This window comes from Labrys sp. HAY1-8F (assembly GCF_056754975.1).
In genome coordinates, this window is sequence record NZ_JBPGWZ010000001.1 from 1,738,466 (window position 1) to 1,759,407 (window position 20,942).

Annotated in this window: 15 protein-coding genes; 8 read left to right on the forward strand and 7 right to left on the reverse strand. The window is 63.2% G+C overall.

The window, feature by feature from the left end:
• Positions 1–854: 854 nt before the first annotated feature.
• Both ACR9ZN_RS08015 and ACR9ZN_RS08020 read right to left on the reverse strand, forming a co-directional pair.
• Complete coding sequence (locus ACR9ZN_RS08015) at positions 855–4,049, reverse strand: efflux RND transporter permease subunit (RefSeq protein ID WP_434959913.1); 3,195 nt, start codon at positions 4,047–4,049, stop codon at positions 855–857.
• A gap of 1 nt (position 4,050) precedes the next feature.
• On the reverse strand, positions 4,051–5,175 hold the full coding sequence (locus ACR9ZN_RS08020) for an efflux RND transporter periplasmic adaptor subunit (protein WP_434959912.1): 1,125 nt from the start codon (positions 5,173–5,175) through the stop codon (positions 4,051–4,053).
• A 45-nt stretch (positions 5,176–5,220) separates the two neighbouring features.
• On the opposite strand from ACR9ZN_RS08020, the gene ACR9ZN_RS08025 reads away from it, so the two are divergent.
• Both ACR9ZN_RS08025 and ACR9ZN_RS08030 read left to right on the forward strand, forming a co-directional pair.
• A complete protein-coding gene (locus tag ACR9ZN_RS08025) occupies positions 5,221–5,733 on the forward strand; it encodes a hypothetical protein (protein ID WP_481271850.1) in 513 nt (170 codons plus the stop codon).
• On the forward strand, positions 5,726–6,511 hold the full coding sequence (locus ACR9ZN_RS08030; RefSeq protein WP_481271851.1) for an SDR family NAD(P)-dependent oxidoreductase: 786 nt from the start codon (positions 5,726–5,728) through the stop codon (positions 6,509–6,511). Before ACR9ZN_RS08025 ends, ACR9ZN_RS08030 begins: the two co-directional genes overlap by 8 nt.
• Before the next feature lie 77 nt (positions 6,512–6,588).
• On the opposite strand, the gene ACR9ZN_RS08035 is transcribed toward ACR9ZN_RS08030, so the two are convergent.
• Positions 6,589–7,629 carry an alpha/beta hydrolase-fold protein gene (locus ACR9ZN_RS08035; RefSeq protein ID WP_434959909.1) on the reverse strand — a complete coding sequence of 347 codons (1,041 nt, stop codon included), beginning with the start codon at positions 7,627–7,629 and terminating at the stop codon, positions 6,589–6,591.
• 567 nt (positions 7,630–8,196) lie between these two features.
• Here ACR9ZN_RS08035 and opgC point away from each other — a divergent pair.
• Positions 8,197–9,693: an OpgC domain-containing protein gene (gene opgC, locus ACR9ZN_RS08040; protein ID WP_481271852.1), complete on the forward strand. Its 1,497-nt coding sequence runs from the start codon at positions 8,197–8,199 to the stop codon at positions 9,691–9,693.
• A gap of 13 nt (positions 9,694–9,706) precedes the next feature.
• Here opgC and ACR9ZN_RS08045 read toward each other — a convergent pair whose 3' ends face one another.
• Positions 9,707–10,108 (reverse strand): DoxX family protein, encoded by a 402-nt coding sequence (locus ACR9ZN_RS08045; RefSeq protein ID WP_441771563.1) that lies wholly within the window; start codon positions 10,106–10,108, stop codon positions 9,707–9,709.
• Positions 10,109–10,366: 258 nt separating this feature from the next.
• Here ACR9ZN_RS08045 and ACR9ZN_RS08050 point away from each other — a divergent pair, with 258 nt between their 5' ends.
• Together ACR9ZN_RS08050 and ACR9ZN_RS08055 are read left to right on the forward strand one after the other, a co-directional pair.
• A complete protein-coding gene (locus tag ACR9ZN_RS08050; RefSeq protein ID WP_481271853.1) occupies positions 10,367–10,795 on the forward strand; it encodes an RES family NAD+ phosphorylase in 429 nt (142 codons plus the stop codon).
• Between the two features lie 134 nt (positions 10,796–10,929).
• A complete protein-coding gene (locus ACR9ZN_RS08055) occupies positions 10,930–12,078 on the forward strand; it encodes an alpha-hydroxy acid oxidase (RefSeq protein ID WP_481271854.1) in 1,149 nt (382 codons plus the stop codon).
• 119 nt (positions 12,079–12,197) lie between these two features.
• On the opposite strand, the gene ACR9ZN_RS08060 is transcribed toward ACR9ZN_RS08055, so the two are convergent.
• Positions 12,198–14,327, reverse strand: a complete 2,130-nt coding sequence (locus ACR9ZN_RS08060; protein WP_441771560.1) for a glycoside hydrolase family 3 N-terminal domain-containing protein — start codon at positions 14,325–14,327, stop codon at positions 12,198–12,200.
• Positions 14,328–14,593: 266 nt separating this feature from the next.
• Here ACR9ZN_RS08060 and ACR9ZN_RS08065 point away from each other — a divergent pair, with 266 nt between their 5' ends.
• From ACR9ZN_RS08065 to ACR9ZN_RS08075, 3 genes are all read left to right on the forward strand, one after another.
• The gene (locus ACR9ZN_RS08065; protein WP_481271855.1) at positions 14,594–15,925 is read left to right on the forward strand and encodes a glycoside hydrolase family 15 protein; all 1,332 of its coding nucleotides are present in this window, start codon (positions 14,594–14,596) and stop codon (positions 15,923–15,925) included.
• Positions 15,926–16,119: 194 nt separating this feature from the next.
• Entirely contained in the window at positions 16,120–17,226 is a 1,107-nt protein-coding gene (gene aguA / locus ACR9ZN_RS08070; protein ID WP_481271856.1) for an agmatine deiminase, read from the forward strand.
• 121 nt (positions 17,227–17,347) lie between these two features.
• Entirely contained in the window at positions 17,348–18,451 is a 1,104-nt protein-coding gene (locus tag ACR9ZN_RS08075; RefSeq protein WP_481271857.1) for a polyamine ABC transporter substrate-binding protein, read from the forward strand.
• Between the two features lie 20 nt (positions 18,452–18,471).
• On the opposite strand, the gene ACR9ZN_RS08080 is transcribed toward ACR9ZN_RS08075, so the two are convergent.
• Both ACR9ZN_RS08080 and ACR9ZN_RS08085 read right to left on the reverse strand, forming a co-directional pair.
• Positions 18,472–19,224 (reverse strand): helix-turn-helix transcriptional regulator, encoded by a 753-nt coding sequence (locus ACR9ZN_RS08080; RefSeq protein WP_481271858.1) that lies wholly within the window; start codon positions 19,222–19,224, stop codon positions 18,472–18,474.
• Between the two features lie 99 nt (positions 19,225–19,323).
• Positions 19,324–20,898 (reverse strand): DHA2 family efflux MFS transporter permease subunit, encoded by a 1,575-nt coding sequence (locus ACR9ZN_RS08085; RefSeq protein ID WP_481271859.1) that lies wholly within the window; start codon positions 20,896–20,898, stop codon positions 19,324–19,326.
• Positions 20,899–20,942: the final 44 nt, after the last annotated feature.

The following is a 20,942-nucleotide window of genomic DNA, read 5'->3' on the forward strand; positions in this document are numbered from 1 at the left end:
CTGGATCGTGTTTGGCCAACTCAACCTATGAAAGCCCTATTTTGGCCATATTCTCTACATGGTTGCTCCATTCATGCAAAGGAGAAAAGAAAAAACATTCGTCCTTTCCATAGATTCCAGATGCTGTACTTGCGGTCTCGTCTGCGCGTGCTGTCGCATGCAAGAACAACAATGGACGAGTTTGGCGCAGGGGGATGGATTTGACCGGTCGCCGGGACAAGATTGGCCTGAAGATCTATCTTGTTGAAATTCAATGAGAAATTCTAAGCGAAAAACGCCGGGAGGAATGTTCTCGCAAAGACCCCGGCATTTTTGACGGGTAGACTTGTGAGCGTGTTGCCGTAAGATCCTACCCAAGCTAGCAGAGGCGCCAAGGCTAGCGACTGCGTTGCGGGGTTGTGGGTGTTCTTCTGCCGGGCGGTGCTTCACGTAGCATCCAAGCGTAGATTTCACCTGTGAGAACTCGACGTTGATGAATTCAGGATCGGAGGAATTGAGTTGCAGGCTCATTCCTCCGTTTTCTTTTGTAGATCCTGTTCTAGCCAGGTGTACCGGACTGCTTGATGCACCGGCCGCGTTCAGCTCCTTCGCCATTCGCTATTTCGTTTTTTCCGCCTGCGCGGCGCGGATTCGCTCGCACCGACCGTCATGTCCTCAAATCCTTGCAAACGGTGCGGCGGGGGCGCATTGGCAAAACGGGTCGTATATTTCCCGGTTGAGGCCGCAAAGCTCCCCCGCAATAGAGTAAGGCGCGCCCCAAGTTGCCAGATCCGTTCTTTCCTTTGCCCATTCAGGCATGAAAAACCCCGCCACGTTGCCGTGGCGGGGGATGTAGCGCTGCGGAAGGGCCCAGCTTAATGGGAGGGTGTATCCCCCGACGCATGGGCCTTGCCGCCGAAGCGGGCCTTCACCCATTCGCGCAAGCCCTGAAAGAAGACGTAGAGCATCGGGATCAGGAAGATGCCGAGGATCGAGGCGCCCAGCATGCCGGCGAACACGGCGGTGCCGACGGCGCGGCGGCTGACCATGGCGGCGCCGGTGGCGATCACCAGCGGCACCAGGCCGAGGATGAAGGCAATCGATGTCATCATCACCGCACGGAACCGCATCTTGGCCCCGAGAATGGCGGCATCCCGGATCGGCAGGCCCGCTTCGCGCTGCTCCTTGGCGAACTCAACGATCAGAATGCCGTTCTTGGCGGCGAGCGCGATCAGCACCACCAGACCGATCTGGGCGTAGACGTCGAGGGAGAGCGTGGCGACGGGCATGCCCGTTATGGAGCCGACCCAGGCTAGGAATTGCGGGATGAACAGAATGCCGAGGAAGGAGGTGAACACCGCCACCACCACCGAGAGCAACACCGGTATCGGAATCACCCAGCTCTCATAGAGAGCCACCAGGAAGAGGAAGGCGAACAGCACGGCGAGGCCGAGGATGATGCCCGTCTGGCCGGAGGCCTGGCTTTCCTGGTAGGAGGTGCCGGTCCACTCGAAACCGTATCCGGGTGGCAGGGTCTTGGCCGAGACCTCGGCCATCGCCGTCATGGCATCGCCCGAGGAAATGCCGGGCTTGGGTGAACCGTTGACGCTCACGGCGCGATAATTGTTGTAGCGCGCGATCGTCTGCGGCCCGAGTTGGGTCGAGATCGAGGTGATGGAGCGCAGTGGCACCATCTCGTTCTTGTTGTTGCGGATATAAATCTTCCACAACGCCTCGGTATCGTTGCGATCACCGATCTCGCCCTGGATGTTGACCTGCCAGGTTCGGCCGTAAAGGTTGAAATCGTTGATATAGGCCGAGCCCAGTGTCGCCTGCAGGGTGGCGAACACGTCCGACATCTGCAGCCCCAGAGCCTGCGCCTTGTCGCGATCGATATCGAGGAAGATCGAGGGATTGTTCGCGCTGAAGGTGGTGAACACGCGCGACAATTTCGGATCCTGGTTTGCGGCCGCGATCAGGCCTTGCGCGACGCCGGCCATGGCTACCGGCTCGGCACCCTCCAGATTCTCCAGCATGTACTGGAAGCCGCCGGTGGTGGAGAGGCCGATGATCGGGGGCACGTTGAGCGCGAGCACCTGGGCGGTGTTGATCGCCTGCGTCGCGCCGAAGACCTTGCCAATCGCCGTTTGAGCCGAGTCCGTCGCCTTCTTGCGATCCTCGAACGGCTTCAGGCGCGCCACCATGAAGGCGCTGTTCGACTGGGCGGCGCCGTCAAGGAAGGAGAAGCCGACGATCGCCAGATTGTCCTGGATCTGCGGCATCTGCTTGAGGATGCCTTCGACCTGCTCCACCACGGCGGTAGTCCGGTTGACCGAGGCGCCGTCCGGCAATTGCAGAACGATGAAGAAGGCGCCCTGGTCTTCCTCCGGCACGAAGCCGGTCGGCGTCTTCTGCGAGAGGACATAGGTGCCCACCGCAAAGGCGGCGACGGCGACCAGGCTAAGCACGGAGACGCGCACCAGCCTCGTCACCACGGCGGCGTAGCCGTCGCGGACATTGTCGATCCGCCGCATCACCCAGGCCATGATGCCGCGCTTCTTGCTGTGGCGCAGGAAGACGGCGCACAGAGCGGGCGACAGCGTCAGGGCGTTGAGGGCCGAGATCAGCATGGCGGCCGAGATGGTGACGGCGAACTGGCGGAAGAGCTCTCCCGTCAAGCCCGGGATGAAGGCGATCGGCACGAACACCGACAGCAGCACCAGGGTGATCGCGATGATCGGCGCGGTGATCTGGCTCATCGCCTTCTTGGTGGCGGCGACCGGCGACAGGTCCGGCTCTTCCTCCATCACGCGTTCGACGTTCTCGACCACGACGATGGCGTCGTCGACGACGATGCCGATGGCGAGCACCAGGGCCAGCAGCGACACCGTGTTGGCCGAATAGCCGAGCGCCAGCATGACGGCGAAGGTGCCGACCAGACTGACGGGCACGGCGATGGCCGGAATGATGGTGGCCCGCAGGCTGCCCAGGAACAGGAAGACGACGATCACCACCAGGATGAAGGCCTCGATCAGCGTCCGGATCACCTCGCCGATGGTGTCGGAGACGAAGGTCGAGGTGTCATAGACGATGGTGGAGGACAGCCCCTTGGGAAAGTTCTTTTGAACCTCCGCGAGGGTCTTCTGGATTTCCTTGGAGGTCGCGACGGCATTGGCGCCAGGCGACAGATAGATGGCGACGGCGACGGCCGGCTTGCCATTGAGGCGAGCGGTCTGATCGAGGTTCTGGGCTCCCATCTCGACGCGAGCGACGTCGCGCACGCGCAGCACGGAGCCGTCGGGATTGGCGCGCACCACGATATTGCCGAACTGCTCGGGCGTGGCCAGGCGTCCCTGAGTCTGCAGATTGAGCTGCAATTGCTGGTCCGCTGCTGCAGGCTGGGCGCCGATGCGCCCGACCGGCGCCTGGACGTTCTGCGCCTGGATCGCGCTAGCGATATCGGAGGGCTGCAGCCCCAGATTGGTCATGCGCTGGGTATCGAACCAGATCCGCATGGAGTAGTTCTGGCGGCTGAACAAGCTGGCCTGGCCGACGCCGGGCGTGCGCGACAGCCGGTCGAGCACGTTGATCGCCAGATAATTGGTGATGAAAAGAGGATCGAGCTTGGGATCGTCCGACGAGAACATGACGAACTGCAGGATCGAGGACGAGCGCTTCTGCACCGTCACGCCCTGGGTTCGCACCGTATCCGGCAGCTTGGCGAGCGCCGCCTGCACGCGGTTGTTGACGTTCACCGTGTCGATGTCGGGATCCGAGCCGAGCGCGAAGGAGACGGTGAGGCCGTAGCTGCCGTCGTTGCCGCTGTTCGACTGCATGTACAGCATCTTGTCGACGCCGATGATCTGCGCTTCCAGCGGCTGGGCCACGGAGGATTCGACCACGGCGGCCGAGGCGCCCGGATAGGTCGCGCTGACCGAGACCTGCGGCGGCACCAGGTCGGGATATTGGGCGACGGGCAGGAAGCCCATGGCGAGCGCGCCCGCCAGCGTGATGACGATTGCGATGACGACGGCAAGACGCGGCCGGTCGATGAAGACGGATGAAAACATCTTACTTGGCCGCCCCATTGTTGGAGGCGGGGGCCGGCGAGGGGGCGACCTTGATGCCGGGACGGACCTTCTGGATGCCGTCCACGATCACCTTCTCGCCCTCGTTGAGGCCGGCCGAGACCATGGCGGTTGCCGGCGTTGTCTGGCCGAGCTGAACGCGCCGTTGCTCGACGGCGTTGTCGGGACCGACGACATAGACATAGCTGCCCTGCTGGTCGGTCAGTACGGCACCGCGCGGGATGCCGAGAACCTGGATCGGCTCGACGCCCTCGAGCAGGACGGTGACGAACTCGCCGTCGATCAGCGGCCGGCGGTTGATTTCGCCGGGTTGGGCGCCGGCGATGGTCGGGTTGGCGATCTCGCCGCGAAGGGTCACCGTGTCGGTGCCGTTGGCAATGGTCGGGTCGACATAATTGAGCTTGCCGTCCTGCTCATAGGTCGATCCGTCGGGCAGCTTCAGCTTGATGCGCACGGCGGCAAAACCACCGCGGCTACCGTAATATTTCGACATTTCCAGGAATTGCGGCGACGGGACCGGGAAGGTGACATACATCGGATCCTGGCTGACGATGGTGGCGAGGGTTCCGGTGGTCGGCCCGACGATATTGCCGGTGGTGACGGCGTAGCGCCCGATCTTGCCGTCGATCGGCGAGGCGATGGTGGTGTAGTCGAGATTGATCTGCGAGGTGCGCAACTGGGCGTTGGCCCCCAGGATCTGGGCTTCGAGGGCCTGCTGCGAGGCGATCGCCGTGTCGACCGTCGATTGCTGGCCAGCAGGCGTCTTGAGCAGTGCCTGGGCGCGCTCGGTCGTCAGCTTCGCGTTGCGAAGCTGCGCCTCATATTGGGCGATCAGGGCCTTGTTGACGTCGAGGGCGGCCTGGTAGGGCGGCTGTTCCAGCCGGAAGAGAACCTCGCCCTTCTTGACCTCGCGTCCTTCGGTGAAGGGGGTTTCCTCGAGCTGGGCGGTGACGCGCGCCACCACGCTGACGCGATTGATCGCCTCGACGCGGCCGATGAATTGCTGTGTCTGGGTGATCGGCATCTTGGCGGCAACGATGAATCCCACAGCGGGAGGGCCCGCATTGGGCATCTGCGCCGCGGCCGGCGAGACGAGCACAGGCACCATGGCGGTCGAGCCAAGCAAAGCCGCGAGGGCGAATATTGGCAGCTGATGACGCTGGGCGACTCGATTGGAAGGAAGAAAACGCCGAATAATTGCTGCTATCATCACGCGCCCTATCGCAAGATGCCAGCCGCTGCGGCGCTTGGCATCCCCATCCGAGCGATGTGGCGCCACGAGACCAACTGGATCAAAATAAAAAAACAAAAACAATTTAGTAGAATGAACTGCCTTTTTGGAAGCTCCATTATGGCAGATCAATGGCCGCTGCGGCACAAACCGGTCAGCCAGTGCCGCTCCTGCCTGAAATGGGACATTTTTGCAACAGCACAGGCGCGCTTTCGAGGAGAATGCGTCCAAGCCCCAACGCTTCTTCGCTCCAGTTCCTTGGTTCGGGGCGTCTTCGCGATTCTTGAGGCCGACAAAATCGCAAAATGGCGAGAGCCTGGCGTGGCTTTCAAAAAACGGGACAGTGCGGCAGAATCTTCCTACAGACGCTCGACAACAGAAAAGGAAGCGTCAGTCCCGCAGGGGCCGACGACGCAAGGGGGAATGCATGAGTGACTTTGCCGGCAAGTCCGTGATCGTAACCGGTGGCAGTCTCGGCATGGGGCTGGCCTGCGCCACGCGCTTTGCGCAGGGTGGAGCCGACGTGCTCATCGTGGCCAATGACAAGGCATCCATCGAAGCGGCGCTCCCGGACCTCGGTTCAAAGGCCCGTGGCTTCACAGGCGATGTACGCAAGGCGGCGGACATGGAGGCAGCCGCGGCCGAGGCGGCCAGCGCCTTCGGCGGCGTCGACATCCTGGTGTGCTGCGCCGGCATCCAGCGCTACGGTACGGTGGTCGAGACGCCGGAGGAGATCTGGGACGACGTGCTCGATGTCAATCTGAAGGGCATCTATCTGGCAGCCAAATACGCCATTCCCGCAATGCGCCGGCGCGGTGGCGGCGCGATCGTGGCGATTTCTTCTGTACAGGCCTTCGCGTCGCAGACCTCCGTCGCCGCCTACACCGCCAGCAAAGGCGGCATCAACGCCCTGGTGCGGGCGATGGCGCTCGACCATGCTGGCGAGAACATCACCGTCAACAGCGTCTGTCCGGCTTCTGTCGACACGCCGATGCTGCGCTGGGCCGCCGATCTCCACAAGGGCGATTCGACCGCGGAAGCCACGCTTGCCGCCTGGGGCAAGGGTCACCCGATCGGACGCATCGGCCAGCCCTGGGAGATTGCCGAGGCCGTCGCATTCCTGGCCAGCGACAAGGCGCGCTTCATCACAGGCAGCGATTTCAAGATCGATGGCGGCGTGATGGCCAAGCTCGGCATTGTCTTGCCGGAATGAGGCGTGCGAGTGCGCGGGACCGGCGCACTCAACTCGCCGATTTATGGAGGTATCGGGATATTGAGGCCGAGGCCGGGTTATTTCACCACGGTCTCGCCGCCGGCCATCTTGGGCGCTGGTTCGCCGCTGGCGGCGCTCGGCATGGCGGGGCTCACGGCCACCAGGGGCGGAGCGGTCACCGGGGTGAATTTCGAATCCACGAATTCGAGGGCGTCCTCGATGGTCTTGCGCCACAGCGACCAGGTGTGGTCGCCATCGGTGACGCGGAATTCGATGTTGAGCTTGTCGGCCATCAGCGTCTCGTAGAGCGCCATGGATCCGCGCCAGAAATTGAGGCCGTCATGGTCACCGACGGTAAGGTAGATCGCCGGCAGTTCGCTACCGGCCTCGATCTGGCGGGCGAGCAAGGTGAAGACATTGGCGTCATTGAAGCGCCTGGCATCGAAGGGCGTACCGAAAGCGCCGCCGAAATGGGCGCCCTCCGGTGGCAGGTCGGGCCCGCCGACCACGGTCGCCTGATCGATGCGCTTGAAATAGCTGCCGCTCGCTCCCGGCCATGCCGTCATGGTCTGGGAGGTCGGAATGTTCTGCCACAGAGCCCCGGACAGGCTGGCGACCGCGACATAGCGATCCGGCCGCTTGAAGGCGAAGCGTAGCGCGCCGAAGCCGCCCATGGAAATGCCGGCAATGGCACGGGACTTGCGGGTGCAATGGGGCGCGAAGCGCTTCTCGAAAGCGGTCGGCAACTCGTTGAGGAGCGCGGTTTCGTAGTTGCCCGGGCCCTTCACATCGGCGGAATCGACATACCAGCTATTGCCGGCGGACGGCATCACGACCAGCATCGGGTTGATCCGCCCGCTTTTGATCAGGCGATCGAGCGTGGCCTTGATTGTGGCGAGAGAGGACCAGTCGCGATTGTTCGCATCGCGCCCATGGAGGAGATAGAGCACCGGCCAACCCGTTTCCGGGGCCGGCAGGTCCGGCCGATAGACCGACACCGTCAAAGGCCTGCCCAAGGCCTTGCTGGGAAAGGACATTTCCTCGAGCGTGCTGGCCTGTGCACCGTGACTGCCGCCCGCCAGTCCGGCCAGGAGGCCGAGGCAAAGCGCCGCGGCCAAGCGGAGTTTCCCGATACTGCCCATTCGCGGGCAGTATCGGGAAACTCCGCAAGCGTTTGAGATCCTGCGGAGAACAGAAAAAACACGTGCGGATTCCGGCCAAGCCATGCGCATTTCAAGCTCGTATTGTGTCCGTGCGACAAGCGAATTCGTCGAAAGCCGGCAATCGCTGGACACATCCGTTGCATCGTTGCCGTTGAAAGACGGGATCGATGCCGGAACACGCCGCGCGCTGAGGCTGCTTGACGGAGCGCTTATGCCGACAAGCTGTGTCACAAATTGGGAAACAATCACAAAATTCCAATCAAAAGCGGTTTGACGTCAATTTTGTCGACCGGCGTGGCGATGATGCAACACGCCAAGCAGCTTTTCTGGCAATTTTTCTGGCAACTTTTTTGCTCCCAGCTCGTTCATCCCTCGTACAGGATGAGACCGCCACTATGCCCCAAGCTCCAGGACTCAGTTGAGCGAGGCGCTGAAAGAAGGGTACCAAAGTGTTGGTGGCCGGTCGCGGCAATCCGAGCGCGTCGCGGCGAGACGACTTGATGGAAGTGGAAGGCGCGTGTCATGAACATTCAATCCAGCCCCTCCCAACTGGTGAAGACGATCCGCCCCTATCTGCTCACGGCCTTTCTGTTCGTGCCGTGTTATTTCCTGCAGGCCTATCTGGGCTGGCATAGCTATTCATATTTCGTGTTTCTACCTGCGGTTGTACTTGCTGAGATCTTGTTCGGCTTCGGGATCGGCCTGTTCGCCATCCTGCTGACGGCTACCGTCGTCACCTTCCTGTTCATCCAGCCCTTCTATACGTTGTGGCTGGCGCCCGCCCAGCTTCCGGCGCTGGCCTTGTTCGCCCTCACCGCAATCCTGATCTTCGGTGCCTGCGAGGCGGTGCGCCTGCTGATCGACTATGTCGCCGATCGCCGGCAAAACCCGCCGCGCCCGGTCGCTGCCAGCCCGGCGGTGAAGCCCAATCAGCGCGCCATCTCCGTCGATATGTGGCGCGGCTTCGTGCTGTGCACGATCTTCATCAACCACATGCCTGGCAACCTCTTCGAGGTCATCACCTCGCGTAATTTCGGCTTGTCTGATTCGGCTGAGGCCTTTGTCTTCATGTCCGGTGTCGCCATGGCGCTGGCCTATGGCCGCAAGTTCAACGCCGGCAAGGAGGCCGACGTCTCCCTGGCGCTCGGCAAGCGCGCCCTGAAGCTCTATGGCGTCCATGTCCTGATGACGCTGGCCGGCATCGCGATCTTCTCAGCCGGTGCGCTGCATTGGCGGATGCCCGATCTCATGGCGATGCATGGACGTGACCTCTATACCCAGGATGCCAGCACCTTCCTGCTCGGCACGCTCTCGCTTGGCCACCAGATCGGCTATTTCAACATCCTGCCGCTCTATATCGCCCTTATCGCCCTGGTGCCTGCTCTGTTCTATCTGGCGCGGCTGCATATCGGTGTGATGCTGGCCGCCTCGGCTGTGCTCTACGGCCTGGCCCGCTATTATGGCTGGAACCTGCCGTCCTGGCCGATCGCCGGTGGCTGGTTCTTCAATCCTTTCACCTGGCAGTTCATGATGGCGATTGGCATCGCCGTCGGCCTGCTGCTGCAGCAGGGCCGGCTTGCGATCTCCAAGCCGCTGTTCGCCCTTGGCGGCCTGATCGTCTTCGCAGGTGCCTTCGTGGTCACCAACGGCTTCGGCCTGTCTTTCGGCGTGCGTGAGGCTGTTTATGGCTGGCTTGACCTCGACAAGACCAATCTCGGCCTCGGCCGCCTCGTGCACTTCCTGGGCATGGCCAGCTTCATTTACGGATTGGGCATCTCGCCGAAACTCGCTTCATTGCGGGTGATGCAGCCTCTGATCATGCTGGGACGCCATAGCCTGCTGGTGTTCTTCCTGCTCTCGCTATTGGCCGGGGCCGGCCAGGTGGTGCTGATGACGGGCCACGATTCGCTGTGGATCCAGATCGCCCTCGTCTGCGGCGGCATCGCCTTCCTGTGCGCCGCCGCCAAGTTCAGCGAGGCCGAGAAGGCGGCCGGCGGCCCGGTGATGGTGCGGGGCTGAACCAGCCTCCACCTCAGCTCAGCAGGGGCAGGATGGCACGAACCCTGGCATCGCGCAGATAGAGGCCGCCCCACATCAGCACGCCGAGATAGACCCCAAACAGAAGGTGGCTGAAGATCGGCGTGCCCGCCCTGAGATTGGTGGCGATGGCGCCGCCGAGAAGCCCGGTCAGCAGTACCGCTCCCAGGATCGAGGTGCGCGGAATGGCGTAGAGCACCGTGGCGGCGAGGGTGATCACGCCGATGGTGCGGGCATGCTCGGGCGGATAGCCCAGGCCCTGCATGGTGTCGATCACCACCTGCAAGGGCGCCAGCTTGATGGCGCCGTCGAAAATGAGGAAAAGCACCACCAGGGTGCTGAGCACAATGCCCGTCCAATAGGCACCCCTGGAGATGGAGGCAGTCTGGCTCGACATGATCAGTCCTCTGTGTTGGCGGGGGCGGGATATCCGCCCGTTGCCACAAGGACGTCGATCAGAGCGGGGAGCCGACAAGACGGCCAAAAAATTTCAGAACGGGTGTTATGGGGCTTGTCCACGCTGGCCGGCAGGCAGCGGGTGATCGGCCGATTGGAACTCCATGACTTTTCCGTTGCATAAATCGGCTGCGAGAGTATGTGCCTGCGCTGAATTCTTGCGACGATGAGGCTTCGGACCGGCATGCGGTTATGGCGATTGGCGCGGCGCCCTTTCCTGGCTCTCGATGGCAGCGGCGCGGAGCGCCATGGCGCCCGTTGGACCTCCCCGGGCCGGCCCGTGGTCAATTTCGCTTCGGAGGCGGCCCTCGCGGTCCTCATCGTCTTGCGCTATCTGCCGCGTGATCTTGAAGGAATTGATCAGGATTATCTGCTGGGCTGGACCGAGACCGACGAAGAACCGGAGGCGATCCCCTCTACGCCGGATCCAATCGAAAAGCGGGCGAGAGGCGATGACTGGCTGTCCTCCAGCCGCTCCCTGCTTGCCTCGGTGCCATCAGCCGTCCTGCCGGAAGCCAGGCTGATCTTGATGAATCCGAGACATCCCAGGGCGAGTTCGATCGCGCCCTTGACCGTGCGCCCCTTCAGTTTCGAGCAATGCCTCAGCCTGCCTCCCTTGCCTGTGTAGCGCCAGTGGAACCCCCGTGACCGGGCCGCGAACCGTCATCCTCAGCTTTCTGCATCGAACTGCATGGCAGGGCCTGGGCAATGTTTCGGGCCATGTCCTAGAGTGCGCCCGGGCCGAACCAAGCGAGCAACCAGATGCGCCTCGGGCAATGCTGCAATTTTCACGACTTTCGTCGCCTGGCCAAGCAGCGTCTGCCGGGGCCGATCTTCGATTACATCGACGGCGGCGCCGATGACGAAGTGACCTATCGGCGCAATACGGCCGCCTTCGAAGCCTGCGACCTGGTGCCGAACGTGCTGCGCGGGGTGGCCGAGGTGGACATGTCGATCGAGGTCATGGGGCAGAAGCTGGCCATGCCGGTCTATTGTTCGCCGACTGCTCTCCAGCGCCTCTTTCACCACCAGGGCGAGCGGGCGGTCGCGGCCGCGGCGGGAAAATACGGTACGATGTTCGGGGTATCCTCGCTCGGCACGGTCAGCCTGGAAGAAGCGCGGCGGATCAGCGATGGGCCGCAAATCTATCAGTTCTATTTCCACAGGGACCGCGGCCTTAATCGCGATATGATGGCGCGCGCTAAAAGCGCCGGCGTGCAGGCGATGATGCTGACGGTCGACAGCATCACGGGCGGCAATCGGGAGCGCGACAAGCGGACGGGCTTTGCCATTCCCTTCAGGCTCACACTTGCCGGCATGCTGCAATTCGCGATCAAGCCGGCCTGGGCGGTCAACTACCTCACCCATGAACGCTTCCAGCTGCCTCAGCTGCAAGAGCACCTCAAGCTGGACGGCGGAGCGCTGTCGATCAGCCGTTATTTCACCGAGATGCTCGACCCCTCCATGTCCTGGGATGACGTCGCCGAGATGATCACGCATTGGAACGGGCCGTTCTGCCTGAAGGGCATCATGTCGGTCGAAGATGCCCGGCGCGCGGCCGAGATCGGTTGCAGCGCGATCGTGCTGTCCAATCATGGCGGGCGCCAGCTCGATGGCTCGCGCAGCGCCTTCGACCAGCTGGCGGAGATCGTCGATGCGGTGGGCGACCGGATCGACGTCATCATGGATGGCGGCGTGCAACGCGGGACGCATGTCCTCAAGGCCTTGTCTCTGGGAGCGAAGGCCGTCGGGCTGGGCCGCTACTACCTTTTCCCGCTTGCCGCCGGCGGGCAGCCCGCCGTCGAACGCGCCCTGGAGCTGATGCGGATCGAGATCGAGCGCGGCATGAAATTGATGGGCTGTACCTCCGTCGCACAGCTCACGCGCCAGAACATTCGCCTGCGTTCCTGAACCTGCCCCACGCGAAGGACTGCCCGACGCGTGTCGCCGCGGCCAGTTTCTCGCGCAGATCGTCGGGATTTTTCAAACCCACAATACGGTCCGGCAATCGCAACCTATGCCAGTCCGTCTCATAGTTTGAGCGTCACCCTGGTGTTCAGGAGTTGGCTGCGCCTGGCGCTCGAGCCCAGCTTGATCTCGAAGTCGCCGGCTTCCAGAACCGGCTGCAGGTCCTTGCCGGGGAAGGCGAGGTCCCTGGCTGCCAAGGTGATGGTGACGGTGCCGCTCTGGCCGGGATCGAGGCTGATCCTGGCGAAGCCCCTCAGCTCCAGCAACGGCCGGGACAGGCTCGCCACCAGGTCATGCGTGAACAGGAACACGGTCTCCCAGGCGGCGCGTTTGCCGGTGTTCGTAACCGTGGCGCTGACCTCGATGGTATCGTCGGGGCCGAATATCGTTTTGCTCACTTTCAGGCCGGACAGGCTGAAGGCGCCATAGGTGAGGCCATGGCCGAAGGGAAAGGCCGGCGCATTGGGGGCGTCGATATATTTGGAGGTGTAGTGGTCGTTCGGGTTGAAGGGGCGTCCGGTCGGATATTGCTCGTAGTAGAGCGGCGCCTGTCCGACCGTGTCGGGCCAACTTATCGGCAGGCGGCCGGAGGGCGATTCCTGCCCCATCAGGAGGTCGCCGATGGCCGGGCCTGCCTGCTCGCCGGGAAACCAGGCCATCAGCACGGCCGAGGCCTTGGGGAAGAGCCAGGGCAAGGTGAGCGGCCGGCCGGCGAAGAGCACGACGATCACCTTCTTGCCGAGCGCCAGGATGGCCTCGGCGAGTTCGCGCTGCTTGCCCGGAAGCTCCGGATGGGCGCGGCTGGCGGCTTCCCCGCTCATCGGTGCCGCCTCGCCCAGGCATAGCACCACGGTATCGGCGAGGCGCGCCGCCTCCACCGCGGTGGCGATGCCGGAGGTGTCGTCTGAGTTGATCTTCACGCCTTCGGCATGCACCACGACAGTGGCGACCTTGCCGAGGCTGGTGCGCAGGGTGATGCTGTCCTCGGCGACCGATGCGCCGCCCCAGGGGCCGCGCATATCGGCCTGGGCGTCGGTGAGGGGGCCGATCAGTGCGATGCGCTCGGTGCGCGTGAGCGGCAGCGCTTCGTTGTAATTGGTAAGCAGGACGCAGGATTTGCGCGCCGCGTCACGGGCGACTTCATGATGGTCGATCTTGCCGGCCATGGCGGCCAGTGGAGCCGTGCCGCGCCGATAAGGCTGATCGAACAGGCCGAGCCGCTCCTTGAGGCCGAGGACGCGCCGCACGCTGGCGTCGATCTCTTCCATGGTGATGAGGCCCGATGACAGCGCCTCGGGCAGGTGCTTGCGATAGGCGTTGGAGACCATGTCGATGTCGACACCCGCCCGCAGGGAGAGAGCAGCGGCCTCGGCCAGGTTGCCGGCCACACCATGGTTCATCAGTTCGGCCACGGCGTTGTAGTCGCTGATGATGACGCCGTCGAAGCCCAGCTTGTCGCGCAGCCAGCCCTTGAGCAGCGGCTCATGCGCCGTCATCGGCATGCCGGCCAGGCTGTTGAAGGCTGGCATGATTGCCGCAACGCCCGCCTTCACGGCGGCCACGAAGGGCGGCAGATAGATCTCGTGCAAGGCGCGGTCGGAAACATCGACCGAAGCATATTCACGCCCGGCCACCGGTGCGCCGTAGGCGCAGAAATGCTTGGCGGTGGCGGCGATCGAACCGACGGCCGAGAGATCCGAGCCTTGGAAACCCTTGATCTTGGCGATCGCCATTTCGGCGTTGAGCCAGGAATCCTCGCCTGCGCTTTCGACGATGCGGCCCCAGCGCAGGTCCCTGGAGACATCGATCATCGGAGCGAAGGTCAAGGCGAGGCCATCATTCCAGGCCTCCACCGCCGCGATGCGCGCCGTACGGGCCCAGGCGGCCTGATCGAACATGGCGGCCTCAGCCAGCGGCACCGGAAACGCCGTCTTGTGGCCGTGGATGACGTCGAAGCCGAGCAGCAGCGGAATGCCGAGGCGCGATTCCTCCACGGCGATGCGCTGGACCTCGTTGACGTGATCGACGCCGACCATGTTGAGAAGATTGCCGATATCGCCGGAGCGGATGGCATCGGGCGAGTCCCCACCGAGCAACGGGCCGGTCACCGCATAGCCCGAGGCAACCATATTGAGCTGGCCGAGTTTTTCTCGCAGCGTCATCTTGGACAGCAGGGTCTCGATGCGGCTCATCACAACTCCTCGTTCGGCAGGCTTTTGCTGATCGCGGGATCGGCGGGGCCGATGAGCAAATCAGCTTCTGCTCCTTGCTTAACGCCTCGCGGCTTCTGTTCAATCCCTACCTTGGTTAGCATCGCCAGAGATTTTGCGATTTGGCGGAAGCGCCAGGAACCGCAAAGACGATCTGGCCAATCGGTTGGATTGGCGTGGAAACAAAGAGTTGGAGCAAAATGCCGTTTCCGATTAACGCATTTTGCTCCGAGAATCGGAGAGAGCAGATGAGCGTGATCACGGACCTGGATCGCTGGATCGAGCGGCAATATCCCATTGCCGTCAGGAACATGCAGCTTGCAATCTCCGCCACGGCCACCGTGAAGGAACGGCCGGGCTTCGGCCAAAGCATCACGCCGAAAAGAGGGTCGGTGGTGGCATCGCCCGTGCCGGCCTCCTACGATCCGGATCCCGATTATTTCTTCCACTGGTATCGCGACTCGGCCGTGGTGATCGACGCGCTGCGACAGATCGACCCCCGCTGGCTCGACAGCGAGACGGCAGCGGCCCATTTCTGTGACTTCGTGGATTTCAGCCTGGGTCTCGACGATATCCGCACCGATCCGGGCCGGGCGCTGCAACCCGGCTGGCGCGACCGCGTCAGTCCGGATTTCGAGCAGTTCCTGCGCGACGACGCCGATCTCGCCGCGCATACGGTGCGGGGCGAGACGCGGGTCAATCCGGACGGCCGCCTCGACATTTCACGCTGGAACCGTCCGCAATATGACGGCATCGCAGCCCGAGTGCTGACGGTGCTGCGCTGGAGCAACCACCGTGGTTTCGGCGTTCGGCACGATGCGAACATCGCAACCTTGCTGGACGAGGATATCCGCTTCGTCCTCGCCCATTGGCGTGAGCCGAGCTACGACATCTGGGAGGAAGAAAAGGCGCATCACTACTACACGCTGCGCATCGAGGCGGCGGCACTGGAGGAGGGGGCCTCCTGGTTGGCGGCGCAGGGCGATGCCGGGGCCGCGCAGCGCGCCCGGGCGGATGCCGCCGAGATCCAGGGCCGTCTCCACCATTTCTGGCAACCCGAGGAGGGGTTCTACCGTTCGCGCCTGACCGAGGACGGCAAGCCGACACCGAAGGACCTCGATATCGCCGTCATCCTCGCTTCTATCCATGCCGGCGGTGCCCTGCCCACCCATTCGCCGCACGATGCCCGGATGGAAGCGACGCTGGATCGCCTCGATGCGATCTTCGAAGAGGAGTATGCGATCAACCGTGGCCGGCCGGAAGGGCGCGGCATTGCCCTCGGCCGTTACCAGGGCGACGAATATTACTCCGGCGGGGCCTACTATTTCTCGACGCAGGCGGCAGCCGAATTCTGCTATCTGCGCGCGGCCGCCCTGCGGGCGGAGGACCCACAAGCAGCCGATCGCCTGAAGGCGCGGGGAGATGCCTATCTGGAGACCATCCGTGCCTTCACGCCCGATGACGGCGAAATGTCCGAGCAGTTCGACCGGGTGACCGGCGAGCATACCTCGGCCAAGCATCTGGCCTGGAGCTATGCCGGCTTCATCACGGCGGTGGAGGCAAGGCGGAAGGCTGGGTGAGCGCTGGAGCAAATGCGATTTCCCTGAATCACATTTTGCTATAACTATTTGTTTTGACACGTTTTCTTAATCGAAAAGTCTATCAACTTTTCTGGAAAACGCTATATCCCAAATGAGACATGGCGCCGGCCCCGGCAGGGCCCCTACGATATCGGGCAGGCCGTTGAAGCGGCCTCGCATCGGAAGGGAACGCCTTGTCGAAAACGCTCACCACCACGCCCCGCCAGGATGGTTTCCGCGCGCCCGGCGAGTTCGAGCCGAAAGCCGGTTGCTGGTTGATCTGGCCCGAACGGCCCGACACCTGGCGGCTGGGGGCCAAGCCGGCGCAAAAGCTGTTCGTACGTGTCGCCGCGGCGATTGCTGCAAGCGAGCCCGTCACCGTGATCGTCTCGGCGCGGCAATGGCGCCATGCCCGAGCATGCCTGCCCGATGCGGTGCGGCTGGTCGAAATGTCGAGCAATGATTCCTGGCTACGCGACAGCGGCCCCAATTTCGTGGTCAACGACCAGGGCGAGGTGCGCGGTGTCGACTGGACCTTCAATGCCTATGGCGGGCTGAATGGCGGGCTCTATTTCCCCTGGGATCTCGATGACCAGCTCGCCCACAAGGTCCTCGAAATCGAGCGGATGGACCGTTACCGTTCCAGCCTGATCGCTGAGGGCGGGGGCCTGCAATGCGACGGGCAGGGCACGCTGGTCACCACCGCGCAATGCCTGCTCAATGCCAACCGCAACGGCCATCTTGGCCAGGCGGCGGTGGAACAGCAACTCGCCGACTATCTCGGCATCGACACCATCGTCTGGCTGCCGCGGGGTTTCGCCTTCGACGAGACCGACGGCCATGTCGACGACATCTGCTGTTTCGTGCGCCCCGGCGAGGTGGTGTTGAGCTGGACCGACGACAAGGACGATCCGCAATATGAGATCGTGCGCGAGGCCGAGGACGCGCTGCGCTCGGCGCGCGACGCCCGGGGCAGGGCTCTGAAAGTGTACAAGCTGCCCCATCCCTTGCCGATCGAGACCACGGCCGAGGAAAGCGAGGGGGTCGACCAGGTCGAATTGACCTGGGCGCGGCCGGCGGGCAACCGCATCGCGGCGAGCTACATCAACTACTATCCCGGTAACAGCGTGGTGGTCGTTCCCGAATTCGGCTGCGCCCTCGACCGCCCGGCCAAAGCCATCCTGGCCGAGCTTTTCCCCGGCCATGCCATCGTCGGAATCGAGAATTCGCGCGAGATCCTGCTCGGCGGCGGCAATGTCGCCTGCATCACGCTGCCTGTTTATGCCGGTCGTCGCGCCTAGAGAAGTGTATCGCAGCGTCGAACTGGGTCTATTCTGACAATTACCCCATGATTTCAAAGAGGTGAGCGGTTCTTGGTTCCATCGGACCGGAAGCGCTCCAGAGGTTGCAAAGGTGGTTTGCATGCATGCCCTGCTCCGTTCGGTTGCCCTCGCCACAGGTCTCGCCCTTATCGGCCTTGCTCCGGTCCGGGCGGAGGACGAGAAAGTCGTCAACATCTACAACTGGACCGATTACATCGCCCCCGACACAGTGGCGAAGTTCGAGAAGGAGACTGGGATCAAGGTCGTCTACGACAATTACGACGGCAACGAGATGCTGGAGACCAAACTGCTCGCGGGCCGCTCCGGCTATGACGTGGTTTATCCCTCCGCCTTTCCGTTCCTCAGGAACCAGATCAAGGCCGAGACATTGCAGCCTCTACGGCGCGAGGCGATGCCCAACGCCGCCAAGGTGGACCCGAAGGTGCTGGCCCTGATCGCGCAGGCCGATCCCGGCAACCAACATGCCATGCCCTATATGGGTGTGACGGACGGCATCGGCTACAATGTCGAGGCCATCAAGCGCCGGATGCCGGATGCGCCCGTCGACTCCTTCGCCATGATCTTCGACCCGGCGATCGTCCAGCGTTTCGCCGATTGTGGCGTTGCCATGATCGACGCGCCGACGGAGGTGATTCCCATGGCGCTGGCTTATCTCAAGCTCGATCCGCACTCCACCGCACCCGATGACCTCGCCAAGGCCGAGGCTCTGCTGAAGAAAGTGCGGCCCTCCATCCGCTATTTCCATTCCTCGCGCTACATCAATGACCTGGCCAATGGCGACATCTGCCTGGCGCTGGGCTGGTCCGGCGATATTCTGCAGGCCAAGACGCGTGGTACGGCGGCGGCCAAGCCGGTCACGGTGGCCTATGCCATTCCGCGAGAGGGCACGCTGGTGAATTTCGACACCATGGCCGTGCCCAAGGATGCGCCGCATCCCGACAATGCCATGCGCTGGATCGACTTCAATCTGCGGCCCGACATCGCGGCCGCCAATTCCAATTTCATATCCTATGCCAATGCGGTGCCCGAAGCGCGGCCACTGCTCAGCGAGGCGATTGCCAAGGACCCCGGCATCTATCCGCCGGAGGAGGTGAAGGCCCGGCTGTTCGTGGTGACCAATTCCGACGCGGCGGTGCTCCGCCGTCAAACCAGGGCGTGGACGCGGATCCTGACAGGGCAGTGAGCCTGGCCTGAGACGCCGCGTCAAAGCCTGCGTCTGTCGCCCCCGCCGGCGAGCAGTTCGACCTGGGAATGGACGCCCAGCTTGGCATAGACGCTCTTGATGTGATTGCGCACCGTGCCCGGCGATATGGCGAGCGTGCGGGCGATGGTCTTGGCGCAGCCGCCATCCATGAGGAGGTCGAGAATCTGGCCCTCCCGGGGACTGAGTTCGACGCGGTTGGCGGCTCCCCTGATCGAAGCGCCAGACTGCCAGAGCTGCCAAAGCCGCCCCAGCACGAGCCGGACAGCATCGCCGGCGCCTTCAGCGAGGGCAAGGTCGGCAGGGATGAAGCCGGGGCTGCCCATATGGCGGAAGAAGGTCACGTAGCCGGCGACGCCGGGGGAGAGATTGAACACGCCGGTGATCTCGTCGATGGTCTGCGACGGCAGGTAGAAGTCCCGATAATAGGGCGTCCTCTCGAAGTGGAACGCGTCGAAGCTGGACAGCGGCAGCAGGAAGTCGTCCTGCGTGGCGGCGAATTTCTGGAAGAAGGGATCTTCGCGAAAGAGGCCCCTGTCATATTGGCGGTTCCAGCGGTCGGGCCGCTCGCCGTCTATGGTCACGCAGGCGCCTTCCCGCAGATAGAGGCCGACATGGCAGCTGTCCGCAGCCGGCAGATCACGGGCAGTCGGCGCAAAGCGACCCGCAAGTTGCGTCGGGGACGTCGCGACGATCGCCTCGGCGAGGCCGCGGTTCCACTGCGCAAAGCGGGAGAAGGGGAGCCCTGATTCCATGGGATGGCCATCGCATGTTCTTCGAGTCTGCCAAGAACATGGCATAAAGTCCTGCGGGCTCAAATCGGTGCTGATGAGCCGGCTGGCCTCGGCAAGCCCTCACTCCATTGCCATGCTGTGGTCCATCTCCGGCGGCTTTGCTGCCTTTCTCAGGAAGAAAACCAGCGGCATCGCAGCCAGCGTCAGCAGCATCATCAGCTTGAAATCGTCGATATAGGCGATGATGGTCGCCTGATGGGTGACCATCACGTCGAGCATGGTCTGCCCTGCGGCGCTCATCGGATCGATCACCTTCGCCCGGGTCATGTCCTGCAGGGTCTGGTTGTAGGGGGTGATGTGGGCGACGATATCGGCGTGATTGGCCTGGGTTTTTTCGGTCAGCAGGGCGGCGGTCATGGAAATGCCGACGCTGGAGCCGATGTTGCGCGAAAGGTTGTAGAGGCCGGTGCCGTCGCCGCGCAGGCTGGCATCCAGGGTCTGGAAGGTCACTGTGGTGAGCGGCACGAACAGGAAGCCGAGGCCGGCGCCCTGGACGAAGCCGGTGACGATGATCTGCCATTGCGAGATATCGGGGGTCCAGCCGGTCATGTCGTAGAGCGACCAGGCGGTCAGGCCGAAGCCGATCAGCAACAGCACGCGCGTGTCGAGCTTTCCGACCAGGCGGCCGACGATGAACATGCAGACCATGGTGCCGATGCCGCGCGGCCCCATCACCAGGCCGGCGGTCACCACGGGATAGCCCATCAGTGATTGCAGATAGGGCGTCATCAGCGCCATGGCGGCGTAGTAGGTCAGGCCGACCGCCGAGATGAGCACTACCCCGACCGCAAAATTGCGGTCGACGAACAGGCGCGGCTTCACGAAGGGTTCCTTGCCCGTGAAGGTGTGGACCAGGAAGATGTAGAAGGTGCCGATGCAGATCAGGGCCTCGAGCTGAATCTCGCCCGAGGAGAACCAGTCGAGCTGTTCGCTGCGATCGAGCAGCACCTGCAGGGCCCCGATGGCGATGGACAGCATGCCGAAGCCGAGCCAGTCGAGCTTGACGGCCGTGCTGCTGCGGGTCTCGGTGACGAAGGCCATCACGCCGAGCATGGCGACGAGGCCGATCGGCAGGTTGATGTAGAAGATCCACCGCCAGGAAATGTGGTCGGTCAGCCAGCCGCCGATGACGGGGCCGAGTACCGGTCCCACCATCACGGCGACGCCGAACACGGCCATGGCCCCGCCGCGCTCCTCGGGCGTGTAGATGTCGAGCATGATAGCCTGGGCCAGCGGCACCAGGGCGGCGCCGAACACGCCCTGCATCAGGCGGAAACCGACGATCTGTATCAGGGACTGGGCCATGCCGCACAGCATGGAGGCGACCACGAAGCCGATGATGGAGACGAGCAGCAGGCGCTTGCGGCCGAAACGGGCTGCGAGGAAGCCGGAGGGCGGCGTCATGATCGCCGCCGCCACGATATAGGAGGTCAGCACCCAGTTGATCTGGTCCTGGCTGGCGGAAACACTGCCCTGGATATGCGGCAGGGCGATATTGGCGATGGTGGTGTCGAGCGCCTGCATGATCACTGCCAGGATGACGCAGGCGGTGATGGCGCCGCGATTGGCGACCGTGGGAGCCGGGCGGGCAGGGCTGGGTATCGGGCCGGCGCTCGCGGTGGCGGATGCGCTCATGGCGGGCCTCGTTCGCAACGATATGGGACTATGGTGATGAAATA